Genomic DNA, 15,124 nt, shown 5'->3' on the forward strand with positions numbered 1-15,124 from the left:
TAATGATCAAAAATATAAGTAACAAGCGATCCACCTGTTTTGTGAAATACGCTCTACCTTTCGTGCTTTTGGCGCCGAACACAAGCTATTCGGATACGTTGGAGCAGGCCGTTGCAAAAGCGCTAACGTCCAGTCCAGAGGTGCGTCGGGCATATCACTCATACAATGCTCAGCAAGAGCAAATTGACCAAGCTTTTGCCGGTTTTCTACCCACTGTCGATCTGACTGCAGGCTATGGTTGGGAACAATCAAATAGCCCATCCACCCGCGCGGCAGGTCGCGAAGACGATGAACTTACTCCCGGTGAAGCAGGAGTCAGTATCCGACAGGCCCTGTTTAGTGGTTTTCAAACGCTAAATGAAGTTGATCGAACGGAAGCAGAAGCAAATTCAGGATATTGGAACCTTATTGCGACATCTGAAGACCAGGCGCTGGAAACCGTTAGAGTTTATATACGATACATCCAGGCAAAAGAAGTCGTAGAGCTATCTGAAGACAATTTGGAAAGCCATGCAATTATTTATGATCAGATTAAAGAGAAAACAGATTCTGGCCTTGGTTCTTCAGCAGATCTTTCGCAGATAACCGGACGCGTAGCTCGAGCAAAGTCAAACCTAGTTGCAGCAAAAAACAATCTGATGGATGCGCGAAGCAACTACATTAGGGTGGTCAATGCTCCACCAGAAAATTTGACTGCTCCTCTACCTGATGCTGACCTTATCCCCATTGATCTTGCCGACGCCATTGCAATTGCAGAAAAAGAGCACCCCACCATTAAAGTGTCTTACTCAGATATCAAAGCCGCTACATTCCAACGAGAAGCTGCCAAATCCTCTTATTATCCCGAGGTCAGTCTCGAGCTTAACGGCAACTGGAATAACGACATTGGTGGCACGCTAGGCCACGATAATGACCTTCAGGCAATGGTTCGCGTGCGTTACAACCTGTACAACGGTGGAAGAGATACTGCGTTCGAGCGGGAAATGGCTTACCGGATTGGCGAATCCAAAGAGGTGAGTCAGAGAGCCATTAGGGATGTTGTTGAAGGCACGAGATTGGCTTGGCATGCGCGAATCACCTTGATAGAGCAAATGGGTTATCTCAAAGAACACGTTACGGCCTCATTTGAAACGCAAAGCGCCTATGAGCTCCAGTTTGGTTTAGGTCAACGTACTCTGATCGATCTTTTGGACTCAGAAAACGAGCTGTTTGAATCGAGAAAAGACTATCTGACAGCAGAATATGACTATCTTATCGCGGAGTACCGCATTCTTAATTCAACAGGTCGATTGCTTTCTTCTTTGCGAGTTCAACCACCTGTTGATTCCGAGACCGGTAATAACCAGTAAGGAGAAGTCATGATGAGATTTGTAGTGACCGCAATGCTATTGGCTATCCTTACGGGATGCAGCGGAGCAATAAAGCAATTTCCAGAAAACGCTAAACAACCCAGTGACTTGAGAGACTTGGACTTGGATGGAGTAATAGAAGCAAGAGAAAAGTGCGATGGCACCATAAGAGGAGCTAGCGTTGATAACTATGGTTGTTCCGGTGTTAAAGCGGTGAGCGAACGTATCACTTTGAATGTTCTCTTTAACAACGGTTCCGCCTATGTGAACCCCAAGTACTATCCTGAAATCGAAAAAGTGGCTGATTTTCTGATAGAGCACCCGCATACAGAAGTGATAATCGAAGGTCATGCGAGTTCACAAGGGCCAGCATACGTTAATAAAACTTTGTCTTTGAAAAGAGCTCAATCAATTTCGTACCTACTGTCGTCTCTGCATGGCATTGAACGGAACCGCATCCAGGCAGTGGGTTATGGAGAAGAGCGTTTATTGGACGTCGCTAACACCGAGGAAGCACATCAGAAAAATCGTAGGGTGATTGCTGACATTAGAACTAGCGATAAAAAGACACCAATGAAATGGACTATATATACCGGTGTGGAGGAGTGAATCTAAAGGATTCATCCCCCAGAGATTTAATCGTCAAAGATACCCGAAAATGGGACTACGCATGACAATAACTAACAAAATTACGCTTGTGGTAGGCGCGACGCTATTGGTTCTTTGTTCAATCTTGGCGGTAACAGAGTTTGTAATGAACCTGACGTTCCTGCGACAGGAGCTGGAAATACATGCCAATAATACCCTGCACAATCTAGGCTTAGCCTTGATACCTATATTGGAGACAGGCGATGTAGAGAAAAGCGAACTCTTCTTTTCGTCGGTGCTAACTCAAGACAACCTAGTAGATAAAGTGACCTTGCAATGGGCTATTGATGGCAAACTGCAGAGCTGGGACTATGCGATGAATGAGGCGGACATAGTGCCTGAATGGTTCGCTTCACTCGTTTTCCTTGAGCCAATATGGCACACAACAACGATCAAAAATGGATGGACTGAGTTAGCAGTACTATCTATCACTGTCAGTCCTACTCATGCCAATGCAGCACTTTGGGAATTAACCAGCACCTTCGCCATATACTCAGCATTTATCATTGGTATTGCGACCTTGGTTGTAAGGTTAACATTGAAGCGAATGCTCTCCCCTATTTCTCTCATGACCAAAGAAGCAAAACGTATCGCTAAACTTGATTTTTCAGGTGGTTTACCGACGTCCAAGTATCGCGACTTATCAGCACTGACTTATGCATTTAATGACATGTCATCACAACTTCAGAGCCTCTTTGAAACGTTAAGTGAAGAAATCAATACACTGCGCACCAAGTATTTATTCGATGAGGGTTCTGGCTTACCAAACCGAAGTTTCCTGACCCGCCAAATCGAAAGTTGGTTGTCGGATGGTGACTGTGGTGTTCTGATGATGATTAACTTGAAATGGCTTGAAGGCATCAATCCAAGTCAAGGTACCAAGAGTCTCAACGACTGCCTCAGGTCGCTTGGAAGGTCTTTTGAAAATATATTGCCTGCTTCTAATGACGCTGTCGCCGCTAGACTGGGCAAAGCAGAAATCGCCATTCTCATCCCCAGTGTTCACGAACGACAAGCAAGGTCAATATTAGGTGAACTTATTCGCGCAATAAATGCAGAGATAATAGGTAATGGGATGCCAATTGCTAACGGGTTTACAATTGGCGTGGCAGAAAAAAATCAAGATGACACCTTGTCGTCACTTCTTGAACGAGCAAATTCCGCACTTATTGAGGCCGAAAAGGAGCAAAAAGTATTCTCTTTTTCTCTCTCAGAAAAAGAGCTCTCTCAAGACGAAATTGATACGAAATTGAAAGAAGCCATCAAAGCAAATTCGTTTCAATTCTCGGTACAACCTATCTTTGCCACAACATCAAAAGAAATAGAGCATTACGAAGTATTCACTAAGATAGAAGTTAACGGAGACTATATCCCTGCCAGCAAACTTATATCCGATCTATCCCGTTTGTCATTAGCGACCAGTTTCGATCGGGCTGTGGTTAATCATTCCATCTCAGTGTTGGATAATAACGGGCACTTCGCGCCATTTTCTGTCAATTTAACGGCAGACAGTATCAAAGATCCCGAATTTATAAGCTGGCTGACAAGTACGCTAACCGTTAGCAAACTGAAACACCGCCTTTCATTTGAGTTTGCTGAAGCTATCGCTTGCCACAACCCCAAAAACTGTGAAGCCGCATGTCGTGCTTTGAGAGAAGCGGGCGTGAGGTACGGCATCGATCGGTTTGGGCAACATTTGGCCTCGGTGTCTTACCTAAGATCTTTGAATCCAGATTTTGTTAAACTCGACCATTCGTTCATGCTGCACAGTAATGATGATAGCAACCACCTGTTGCTCAAACCTATGATAAAAATGGCATCCAGCCTAGGTATTGATGTCATTGCCTCGGCAGTAGAATACAAGCAGCAACTTAAGCGATTTTCCGATACTCGTATCACCGCCTATTACGGCTTCATCTCGCCTCCGGAACCGCTTGATGCTTTACAACAAGGAAGCAATAAAATCGCATGAAACGTATAGAGGCCAGTTGGCCTCTTTTTCGTTCCGTTGAAAGAAAGTGACTCCATTAAAGACAGCCCACTGCCCTCCATAGTCAGTCCACAGTCTTTCCGGCCGCCAGTCTTATCCACTCTGGAGATAAACCTCTGGCACAGCAGGACTAACTTGACCAAGCCTTCACTGCTTAATATTAAATCTTATGTCCTTGTAAGCGCTTAAAAATCAAAGGATTCACTTCAGCTATGGAGGTCGTTATGGCAGTAAAGAAAGCAAGAGTATTCCCCCTTTCCACGACAGCGACGCTTGTGTTGTCTGCGCTCACTGTCAGTCAAGCAAACGCTGCGGGCTACCAAATCGCATTTGATTCAGTTAGCGGGCTTGGGCGCGCCTATGCTGGTGAAGCGGCTGTCAGTGACAGCGCTGCATCGATGGGGCGAAACCCCGCCATGATGACGCTCTTTGATCGTCCAGAGTTCTCCGGTTCAATGATTTACTTTGACGCAGAAATCGACGTAACGGGTAACTCTGCAGCGCAGTCCTCGTCAGACATTATTCCTTCCCAATTTGTGCCTGCAAGCTACTACGTTCATCCTCTGAATGACCAGATGGCCGTGGGCTTGGGTCTATATGCCAACTACGGGCTTGGCACCGACCTGAATAATGAATTCCTCGCTGGCGATATAGGCGGTGATACCGAGCTATTCACTGTGAACATCAACCCTGCCGTCGCTTATCAGGTGAACCCTATGCTGAGTCTTGGCGCAGGTATTAGCCTGGTTTACGCAAGTGGCGAAGTGAATAGGCATTACGGTGGAGGCGCGGACAACTTTGGCGCACAGCCTTCAGACAAGATTCTCAGCTGGGACGGTGATGACTGGGCCTTTGGGTGGAATGTAGGCGCACTGTTGGAACTGGATGAAAGCAACCGGTTCGGCCTCTCCTATCGTGCTGGTATCGACCTGAAACTTGAAGGTACTTTCACAGATTTCAGTCCCGGCGTAGCCATTCCAGGTGGAGGTTCAACCACGGCTGTTTCGAATGTACCACTCCCCACAATTGCAGAGTTCTCTGGCTTCCACCAGCTTAATGATAAGCTTGCCATTCACTACAGCGCCCTTTGGACCCAATGGAGTGAGTACAAGGAATTCAGTGCATCAAGCAGCGATTGTAGTATCAATGGTGGCATTTGTTTTCTGAAGCCTGAGAAGTATAACGACAGCTGGCGGTGGGCAATTGGTGCGATGTATCAACTTAATCCTGCCATCAAACTTCGCGCTGGCTTTGCGCTCGATGAAAAAGCGGGTGAAACAACACTTAGCATCCCAGACCAAGACGCCTATTGGTATTCGACAGGTATGAATTACCAACTTGATGACAACTGGTCGTTTGATTTTGGATTGGCTTACATGGACCGCTCAGATGAGTCTTTTGCTGAAACCAGCTTATTCACGGCAAACCATGACTACACGGCAAAAGGCTATCTGCTGATTGTTGGTGCACAAGCAAACTACCGCTTCTGAAAACAGAACATAACCGTCCTTGATAAAGCCCGCCTCGCGGGCTTTTTTGTGTCTTCAGACCAACAAACAACAATGAAAAAACAGGAAAAAAAGCCGGCGCATTTGCACCGGAAAAGACGAGTAAAAGTAAAGGACAGAAAGACAGTTAGGGTCTGATGACCCTAGCAGCAACAACCCCTAGGGGCTTGTTGCTGCTAGGCATTAGCGCGAAGATCTTTTCGAAGGATCTTACCAACAGCCGTCTTCGGCAACTCAGAGACCACAACCACCTGTTTAGGTACTTTGTAGGCAGTGAGATTCTGACGACAGAAGGTTTCAAGGTCGGCCAGCTCTAACGTCTCTTTTGCTGTAATGAAGGCTTTTACTGCCTCTCCTGTCGTGTCATCAGACACGCCGACTACAGCGGCTTCCAACACATCGGGGTAAGCGCAAAGCACTTGCTCTACCTCGCTTGGATAAACGTTAAAGCCCGAAACGAGCACCATGTCTTTGAGGCGGTCGACAATCTGAATGCATCCGTCTTCAAGAACGACACCCATGTCACCGGTTTTAAAAAAACCACCAGACGTCAAAACCTGAGTGGTTTCTTCTGGATTATTCCAATAGCCCTTCATCACCTGTTTGCCCTTCAACACGATTTGGCCCACTTCGCCATCAGGTAATGGCTGGTCATTCAAATCCCAGATTTCTACATTGGTGTTGATCAGTGGTGCACCCACAGTGCCATAGTGCTCGCTACCAGGATGATTCAGGCTTATAACCGGTGAGGTCTCAGACATGCCATACCCTTCGGTGATAGTGCAACCTGTCACCTCTTCCCAACCAAGACGTGCCGCATCAATCAAAGCAGTCCCGCCTGAAATCGTGATTTTGAGGTGAGAGAAATCCAGTTCACGGAATTCTGGGTGCTGGCAAAGTCCAACAAATAAGGTGTTAATACCCGCAAAGCCGGTAAATCTATGCGGCTTCAATTGAGAAACAAAGGCATCTAAATCTCTCGGGTTCGGGATCAGAATATTGGTATTTCCCTGAGAGAAAAACAGAATGAGGTTCACTGCAAATGCATAGATATGGTAGAGCGGCAATGGGCAAACAAAAAGTTCTTCACCCGGCACAACAACGTTGCTCAAGCGTTCTTCAAGCTGCTCCATGTTCGCCAATACGGATGCATGAGTAAGGCATGCCCCCTTTGCCCTGCCCGTCGTGCCACCTGTGTACTGAAGCATGCTAATCGCTTCGGCATCAATGTTCGGTGGGAAAAATATCGCGGCATCAGAGACGAGAATGCTGTCCAAATCTACCTGCTGGATATCACGCTCGCTGGGTACTGAAGCCGAACCGCCACCTTTGGCATAAATCACTAGCTCAATATCGGTATGGTCGATGACTGATGCCAAAGGGGCGGAAAGCGGCGCGAAGATAACCAAAGCTTTTGCACCAGAATCCGTAAACTGATGCTGCATTTCTCTGGGGGTATACAGAGGATTGGTATTCACAACAATCAATCCAGCGCGCAAGGCTGCAAACGCAGCAATTGGAAAATCCAGAATATTCGGAAGCTGGATAGCAATCCGATCACCGGGTTGTAAGTTTGTATTGTTTTGAATCCAGCCTGCCAGTTGTCGGGATTTTTCCTCCACTTCACGATAAGTCAGGCTTTGTGGTCCGCAATAGAATGCAATTCTGTCTGCGTATTTATCGCAGGCACTTTCAATAAACGTCGCCATTGTGGCGCGGTTGTTTAACTCACCTTGTGTCACGTTCATTATCCTTCTGTTTGATGCTTGTTCTTCCCACTGAGGGCTTGGGTCTTAACATTAGTGCTATGTGACACTGTCACTCGCTAACAAAGAACTTATTGAACAAGTGATGCATTTTCTTTCCGTAAGGCGGGAACAGCATGTCGCTAAAAAAGAGTTTCCCTCGCACCAACACTGACTTGCAGTGTGAAAATGTTCTGAATCCCTCTACCCCGTGATAACTACCTATTCCGGAGTCGCCCACACCACCGAATGGCAAATCGTCGACGACGACATGGAATGCCGCATCGTTAATGCAAACGCCACCAGCATGTGTTTCCTTTAGAAAACGGCGTTGGAAATTTTTGTCGAAGCTTTGTATATACAAACCCAAAGGTCTTGGATTGTTATTAATAGAATCAATGACATCCTGCACACTCTGATAACCCACAATGGGAAGGATGGGTCCAAAGATTTCTTCCTGCATGACTTTCATTGAAGGTTTGGTACCCAATATCAACGTCAGGGGTATAAAGCCGTCTTCAGGCTTTACATCCAAACTTCCAAGATGAATAACCTGCGCCCCTTGCGCTTTGGCTTCTTCCAAATACCCCATCAAACGGTCGAACTGTTTCGCATTGATCACCCGGGTGCGTTTATCGTCACCAAGCTCAGAGGGATACATAGATTCATAGCGATGACTGATTTCCTTCACCAAACTGTCTACGCGATCATGCGGACAGTAAATGTAATCTGGCGCTACGCAGGTTTGGCCAGCATTCATGGTTTTACCGTAGATAAAGCGTTTTACGGCTTCACCCAACGGTATGTCGCTATCGATGATCACTGGCGATTTGCCGCCAAGTTCCAGTGTCACTGGAACAAGGTTATCTGCCGCCGCAAGCATCACATGACGGCCAACTTGTGTGGAGCCAGTAAAGAGCAGATGGTCAAACGGCAATTCTGAAAATGACTTCGCGATGTTCGCATCACCTTGCACAACACAAACTTTGTCGTTTGCAAAAACACTGCTGAGCATCTCCTCCAACACTGCATTCGTGGCAGGCGTGAATTCAGACACTTTAATCATGGCCCGATTTCCCGCAGCGACCGCTGCCACCAGTGGACCAACGGTCAGAAAGACGGGGTAATTCCAAGGAGCAATAATCCCAACGACACCCAATGGCTGATAGTGAATTTCGGCTTTAGCAGGCTGAAAGACAATCCCGACGTTTCGCTTTTGTGGCTTCATCCATCCCCGTAAGTGTTTGATTGTGTAATCAATAGAGGAAAGAGAGGAGAATATGTCGCCGAGTATACTTTCCTCGTGGCTCCTGTAGCCAAAATCCTTGGCGAGCGCATTGAGCAGATTTTCTTTTTCACGGTGAATTGCCGACTTGAGCGCTTTTAGATCCTCTACCCGGCTTTCATAGGTAGGAAACCTCTCTTCGTTAAACGCATGCTTTTGAATGCCATACATGGTGGTCATCAGACTGTCGTTATTCATCGATTGGTGTTCAGCAACCATAAGGTCAGAGAGTTGTTCAGCGTTGCTCATTTGGTTCTCCCTAATGCCTCCTCCTTGATTCAGCCAAGTCCAACAAGAACAGCAGAATGGAGAGGGCTCATTTCTATTGCGATACTGAATCTTCAATATGCGCTACCTCTGTCAGAACAACTTGTTAATTTGTGCCAAAGGATTATCTTCTCGACTTATTGAGAGTGAAATGAAAGAAAGGGCGCCATTCGGCGCCCTTTCTCGGTATCAGTTTGAGTTAATGTCGACACGTTTCTGCGAGAGTATTGGAAGAAAGGTAGCGGTGACGATATTCTCCCGGCGCACAACCTTCCCAACGCTTAAATGCCCGGTTGAAATTCGCCACATTGGAAAAACCGACCAAATAACCAATTTCACTGATGCTCATATGAGGCTGACGTATGTAATTCATCGTCAAGCGTTTGCGCGTATTATCAAGAAGCTCTTTGTAACAGGTTCCCTGATCATTCAATTTTCGCTGCAAATTCCTCAAGCTCAGTCCCAATTGTTTGGCCACATCTGCCTGTGAGGGCGCTCCTAGAGGAAGCTCTTCAACAATCCGGCTCTCTATTTGAAATGAAATATTAGATTTGTCTACCCTGCACATGAACTTGTTTAACATATCGAGGTGCATTTGGTTCATAACTGGGTTGCTGCCATAGGCTTGGCTTTTGGCCACTTCAACATCCATGACCACTGCGTTACGGTCGCAGCCATATTCAATAGGGCAATCAAAGAACTCCGAAACCACCTCGCAATCAGTGCCTATAGGTTCAAAGTTATATTGGATTTTGATGGGTTTGAAATCATGTCCAACAATGTCGCGGGAGACCTGAACCAAGGTTGCAAGGAAAGCTTCTATCATGTGGGGCGTCAGTACTTGCCTGCCGCTATCAGCATATCGGTAGACCTCAAGGTCGGCGACAAAATCATCCTCCCCCTCTTCAAAGGCATACATGTTGCAGCAGTTAGAAACCACTCGTTTATATTGCGCGCACCGTTCTAATGCTTCCTGAAGGCTGTATGCCGACTGCACAGCGTAACCCAGTGCATGTAGTACGGAAGGATGGAAGCTTTTAGCGACTTCAATATTGTACGCCCGGCTCCCCACCTTATTGTTGCAGTAGGCGAAGAGATTACCCAGACTCTGCACACATACCCTTCCCTCGGGATCGTTGACCTCTGAAGGAGAAATGCAGAATCTCTCCAGTGTATCTACTGGATCAATATCAAAGCTTTTCATCGCTCTGGTAACGGGGATGAGCCAACCACTTAATGTTGAATAATATGCGTTCATACAAGTCACTTCCTTGAAATACCCTCCACTCAATAGAGTGGAAAGATATACATCCCATCAATGTTACAACCATGTTGCACAAGTTAAAAATAGTGTAGCTGAACGGGAGAGAAATGGTGGGGTTCAAAATTCAGTGATAATTCGACTTTAAACGCCCGTTTATCGCATTAATGAAGCGATTTTCTCAGTAAAAAATCATTCGCGTGAAGCGAACAAGATAAGCAAATATGTACTTGTCAAAAAGAGAAGAGATTAGTGAGCGGATACTTCTATCCATATAATTTTAAAAAGAAAGCCAGCAATCATAAGCTGGCTTTCATCTGATCAATATCAGATATCTATTGGCGGCTGTTTTCGCATTTCCTCCAAAGAACTTCCCATTCTGATGGGATCTGAGAGCGATTCATTCTCATACACACTCTCTGTAAATTCTAAGGCATCATAGAAGCCCCACCCTTTCTGCGACAGCTCATTCGCAATTTCCAACTTATTCATACCTCCGTGGTGCATGTCGACCACTTCAGTAAATGCATTCTTCTCACTCATGGCGGCTCCTCTCGGGCACAGGAAACACCCCATTAAAATAGTGATAGATTCCCACAAAAGTTGTATCAAAAAACTGACTAACTGCAGCAATTCTTATGTCTGTAAAATTTGGCAGTATGATTGTCATAAAAAATGGTAAGACCCGAACCCGCTGATCTATCAACCCCGTCAAAGACTTATGAACAAGCAATCGCTCTCTTTTATGTAAGCCTTCGTAACTGTTTCAATAAGTAGACAATTGCCAGTCTCATCTAATAGCTGTAGCAAAGTGATCGTACACTTAACTGGACTTTATTGAACCACGTCGAGGAATTAAGTATGTACGACATCAATATTACACCTCCTTACACTCAAATCACTCTGCAACAGAAAATCGTCTCTCTCAGTGCAGCGCAGCCAACAGAAAAAAACAAGCGTGCCTTCATGCAGTATATAAACCAATATATGTATGAAAATCATTACTTTGACTTGTTCGAAAAAATTGTTTCTTACCGTGTTAACGAGATTCATCAAGCACAGGATCCTAAAGCGCCACGAGGTAACCTCTACACCACGCTTAAATCTTCACTTGCTGAGTCGATAAACGGGATCCGCCCGATTAAAAACCTTCCATCTCTTTTCCTTTACATCGAACGCATTGCAATGGCGTTCTATGGCGACATTCTGATGTGTTGGGCTGAATTTAAAGCGTTTCAAATTAACGAGCAAGCAAGACAAAACCTTCAGGTACACTACGAAGAGCAACCTGTTTCAGCAGAAATGGAAAACGAGAGTGAGATGTACCGCTACGAAGTAGTAGAGGACATTAGAAATGACGAGCGACTTTTCCTGACCAGTCACTCGCATTATCCAATGGTACTGTCTCTTGCCAATGTGCTAATCAATCTTGAAACCTTCGTTAAGCAGCAACATTGGTACGAAATGCTTTACTACCTTGATATCTCTGCGTCAGGTGAACACTTCATTCTGTATCAGGATGTAGGTGGTAGCGCCCCATTACTGCTTTCTTCAGCACTTATCCAACGCTATGCACAGCATGACAACTGGCTAACTTTTGACCCATTTTTCCAAACAGATAGTTGGACTCTGACCTTATCAAATGAGAAAATCCGTACGTTAGAAAGATCCGGAATTTTTTCCAACCAGTTGAAAAATAAAGTAAACACTGAATCTGTTGAGAAATTTGATTATTCTCTTTTGCGCGCTGTTGCACAAAAGCAAGCTGTCTGTGAAATCATCAGAATGGCAATCAGCGGTCCACGTGAAAAGTTGAACCATGTCCTTTACCTGACACTCAAATATCTGACATTGAAACTCGCCGATATTGGCCTTGAAGTGGCTTATACCATCGTCGAACAACCTTCTATCCTCGGGTTCTATCAATCTGTGAATAACGACAGTAACAACATCCTTCCCTACGTTGCAGTCTGCAAACAGCATGTAGCGGGAACCGCCTTGACCACCTATCAGGGAATTGTCTTCACAGGGCCGATGAGTCAGGCATTCGAAGAAAACAGCTTCAGAGATTACAACAAGAGAATCATTTCGATGCGAAAACTCGCGAGAGCTTCGGCCGATGCATGAATTAATACAGGTAATTTCCAATAACTATATAGCGATTTTCTTGGTCGCGATTGCCGGTATTGTTGCAATTTGGGCGACCAACTTTGCACGTGCCTTGGCTAAAAACAGGTCAGGGATCACCCGGCCTTTATATCGCCCATATAGGCTTTACACCATGTTTATTTCGGCGTGGATATTATCTAACGCCTATTTCCAATCCGGCTTGCTCGTGTATTTTGGCGATCCCGCTGCCACCATCATGGCACTGGCCGCCAACATGTTCTCTGGTCTCGCATTTGCGTTTGCTTATCTCTTCTCATGCCGCTTGGTTTCGGAGCGGGAAGGTTTTCAGATTAAACGCTGGCATTGGTTGTTCTTCCAGGCTACCTGCCTCATTACATTGCTGACCAACCTGACACCCGGGCTGAATGTGGTATCCGTTGATGTCTATGACATTGGCAACTTTGTTATCCGATTCGGCCCCACCAGTGGAGTGTTCTTTGGCATTCTAATTTTGCTGATTATCATGACTTTGACCAACTTCGTTCTCTCCAGCCGAAGTAAGATCAAACTGCAGCAGATTAAAGCCAAATACATGGTATTAGGCATGGTGGCTTTTATTTTCTCCACCTTTATGGCGCACTTCCTTATCCCAGTGTTATTCAATGATTTTTCCGTTGTCTGGGTTCCGCCTGCACTGTCAATTATTGAGGCGTTGTTGGTCGGTTATGCCCTGCTGCATAACCGCTTCTACAGCAGTCGCTATATCGCGATGATTTCCGTCAGCTTCATGTTGAATGCTGCCTTATATATCGTACCGATATCCTTACTAACGACACGACACTTCCAAATGGAGAGCTTGCTGTTTGTGGTTTGGACGGTCCTTACAGGTATGTACTGGAATCGTTCCCATAAGTTCATCCGCGCTCAGGTCAACCGACTTTTCTACAAAGAGAAAGGTAACCCGGTTGAAAACATCTGTAACTTGATTGGTGATTTCCGCTATTCAACAGATGATGCAGTGGTCCAACTTAACAAGGTGCTAAAAGCCAAGTTTGGCCGAATTCAGAAAGTAGGGAGTAATTCGAAAGAGAATAACCTTTTCCTCTCCTGCTTCCATGGTGACCGTTCAGTGCTGGTCAAAGAGGAGCTGGAGTACGAGATCAAGCACGAAAACCCGGAAGCTCAGGAAGAGCTCCGTGACGTCACCCGCGCTATGGTAAACGCTGGCACCTCTTTGGTCCTTCCCATTACGAACGAGAAGAACGAAGTTACGCACCTGTATATGGTTTCAAAAGAGAAAGAGAACGATCTCTTTTCCAGTGAAGAAATCATGGGTCTACAGCGACTGTTTGATGAGGCAAACCGATTCATTGTCACAGAAGACAAAGTGCGTAAATCTCAGGTGCTTGCTGGCTCCATCGCCCATGAGATCCGCAATCCACTGACGAAAATTAAATATCACTTTGAACGTATCGATGCCGATATGTTCGGCGTTGAAAATGGGTCACTCGCACCTTTTGCATCTCAGGATATGAAGAAGCTTTATCAGGAACTGTCTGAAGGTAAAAAAGCGGTGCAACTCGGCACCCGCTTTATTGACGCCATTCTTGACGAGCTTCGTGGAGATGACATAAGCACTAGTCTTTTCTCATATCACTCTGTGGGTGAGCTGACATCTCAGGCACTCAAGGATTTCAGCTTTTATAGCGAAGACCACAGAGACAGGATCGACCTGAGTCTCGAGGAGGACTTCTTCTTCCACGGCAGCGACACGCTATACAGCTTCGTGTTGTTAAACCTACTCAAGAATGCGGTCTACTACTTCGATGCTTACCCTGAAAGCCGTGTCGGGATTCACTTCACGCAAACGGCAGATGGGAATACGGTTCACTTGATAGATACTGGTCCGGGAATCTCAGCGACTCAGGTCACCCACGTCTTCGATGAATTCTATACCAGTGGTAAGAAGCAAGGTAATGGCCTTGGCCTGTCTTACTGCAAACGTGTCATGGAGTCTTTTGGCGGTAGTATCAGATGCCAATCTGTTGAAGGAGAATTTACCGAGTTTATCCTCACTTTCCCTTCAGTCGATCAAAACGAGCAAGATGAAGAAACGCAGGGTCGTATCAAACAATATGTTGTAGGTAAATCTTGCCTTATTGTTGCTCAGCCTGAGCCAGGAAGATGGCTTTCCAAGGAACTGGGCGCACTGAACATTAAGGTTTGTTTTACCAACGATGTCGAGACCGGTTTTACTCATGAGCTCAATCAACCTGTCGATTTCATCGTGTTGGAACAATCAGAGCTGGCGAAAGACATCGGGCTGGTGAAAGCACTGCGGACGGGTGATTTAGGCCACCATGCGCAAGTCACGCCAGTTCTGGTATTTGGCGCAAAAGACAGTGACCCAACCGAGTTCTCAGAGCATTTGGTTCAGGGCGAAATTGAAGGCGTGTTCGACAAACTCACTTTCCTGCATTCATTCGAAAACCTCATTGATGAGGGCAAACTCGCCAAACTTGGCAGTTTGATTGGCAAGCGTGTATTGGTGGTTGACGATATGCAGGTCAACCGCATGTTGGTTAAAGCGTATCTCACCAGCGAGGGCATTACAGTTGATGAAGCCGCGTCAGGTGATGAAGCGATTCAAAAAGTGGAGAATGAGAACTTCGACCTCATCCTGATGGATATCCATATGCCAGGTAGAAATGGTATCGACACCACCCATGAAATCCGTCGTTTAGTTGGCCCAATTCCTGTGATTGCTCTCTCGGGGGAATACAGTGAAGAAGTGACTATGGCGATTCGTGAAATCATGCAGGATCACTTGGTTAAACCGATTACCAAACAGCAGCTTCTTAAAACGCTCACTAAATGGTTAGTTGATAGCTTTGTATCATCCAAATCAATGCAGAATGAACCGGATACCAAACATTAAAAACGAACCTTGAAATACAGACAA

The 15,124-nt window shown here is 45.8% G+C and carries 10 protein-coding genes; 6 read left to right on the forward strand and 4 right to left on the reverse strand.

From position 1 onward, the window contains the following. Positions 1-2 precede the first annotated feature (2 nt). The 4 genes from K6Q96_RS09385 to K6Q96_RS09400 all read left to right on the forward strand — a co-directional run bounded on the left by K6Q96_RS09385 (position 3) and on the right by K6Q96_RS09400 (position 5,477). Entirely contained in the window at positions 3-1,349 is a 1,347-nt protein-coding gene (locus tag K6Q96_RS09385) for a TolC family outer membrane protein (protein ID WP_251875230.1), read from the forward strand. A 9-nt stretch (positions 1,350-1,358) separates the two neighbouring features. After that, the gene (locus tag K6Q96_RS09390; protein ID WP_251875231.1) at positions 1,359-1,958 is read left to right on the forward strand and encodes an OmpA family protein; all 600 of its coding nucleotides are present in this window, start codon (positions 1,359-1,361) and stop codon (positions 1,956-1,958) included. A 61-nt stretch (positions 1,959-2,019) separates the two neighbouring features. Beyond that, positions 2,020-3,969 (forward strand): bifunctional diguanylate cyclase/phosphodiesterase, encoded by a 1,950-nt coding sequence (locus tag K6Q96_RS09395; RefSeq protein WP_251875233.1) that lies wholly within the window; start codon positions 2,020-2,022, stop codon positions 3,967-3,969. A 242-nt stretch (positions 3,970-4,211) separates the two neighbouring features. Beyond that, complete coding sequence (locus K6Q96_RS09400) at positions 4,212-5,477, forward strand: outer membrane protein transport protein (RefSeq protein ID WP_251875235.1); 1,266 nt, start codon at positions 4,212-4,214, stop codon at positions 5,475-5,477. 194 nt (positions 5,478-5,671) lie between these two features. On the opposite strand, the gene K6Q96_RS09405 is transcribed toward K6Q96_RS09400, so the two are convergent. The 4 genes from K6Q96_RS09405 to K6Q96_RS09420 form a co-directional block, all read right to left on the reverse strand. After that, positions 5,672-7,243, reverse strand: coding sequence for an AMP-binding protein (locus K6Q96_RS09405; RefSeq protein WP_251875237.1), 1,572 nt, complete (start codon positions 7,241-7,243; stop codon positions 5,672-5,674). A 70-nt stretch (positions 7,244-7,313) separates the two neighbouring features. Further along, positions 7,314-8,774, reverse strand: coding sequence for a coniferyl aldehyde dehydrogenase (locus tag K6Q96_RS09410; protein ID WP_251875239.1), 1,461 nt, complete (start codon positions 8,772-8,774; stop codon positions 7,314-7,316). A gap of 217 nt (positions 8,775-8,991) precedes the next feature. After that, the gene (locus K6Q96_RS09415) at positions 8,992-10,050 is read right to left on the reverse strand and encodes an AraC family transcriptional regulator (protein WP_251875241.1); all 1,059 of its coding nucleotides are present in this window, start codon (positions 10,048-10,050) and stop codon (positions 8,992-8,994) included. Between the two features lie 330 nt (positions 10,051-10,380). Further along, entirely contained in the window at positions 10,381-10,596 is a 216-nt protein-coding gene (locus tag K6Q96_RS09420) for a hypothetical protein (RefSeq protein ID WP_251875243.1), read from the reverse strand. Between the two features lie 318 nt (positions 10,597-10,914). On the opposite strand from K6Q96_RS09420, the gene K6Q96_RS09425 reads away from it, so the two are divergent. Both K6Q96_RS09425 and K6Q96_RS09430 read left to right on the forward strand, forming a co-directional pair. Further along, a complete protein-coding gene (locus K6Q96_RS09425; RefSeq protein WP_251875245.1) occupies positions 10,915-12,180 on the forward strand; it encodes an acyl-homoserine-lactone synthase in 1,266 nt (421 codons plus the stop codon). Then, positions 12,173-15,100, forward strand: coding sequence for an ATP-binding response regulator (locus K6Q96_RS09430; RefSeq protein ID WP_251875247.1), 2,928 nt, complete (start codon positions 12,173-12,175; stop codon positions 15,098-15,100). The genes K6Q96_RS09425 and K6Q96_RS09430 overlap by 8 nt, the downstream gene beginning before the upstream one ends. Positions 15,101-15,124: the final 24 nt, after the last annotated feature.

The organism is Grimontia kaedaensis (assembly GCF_023746615.1).
GTDB lineage: Bacteria > Pseudomonadota > Gammaproteobacteria > Enterobacterales > Vibrionaceae > Enterovibrio > Enterovibrio kaedaensis.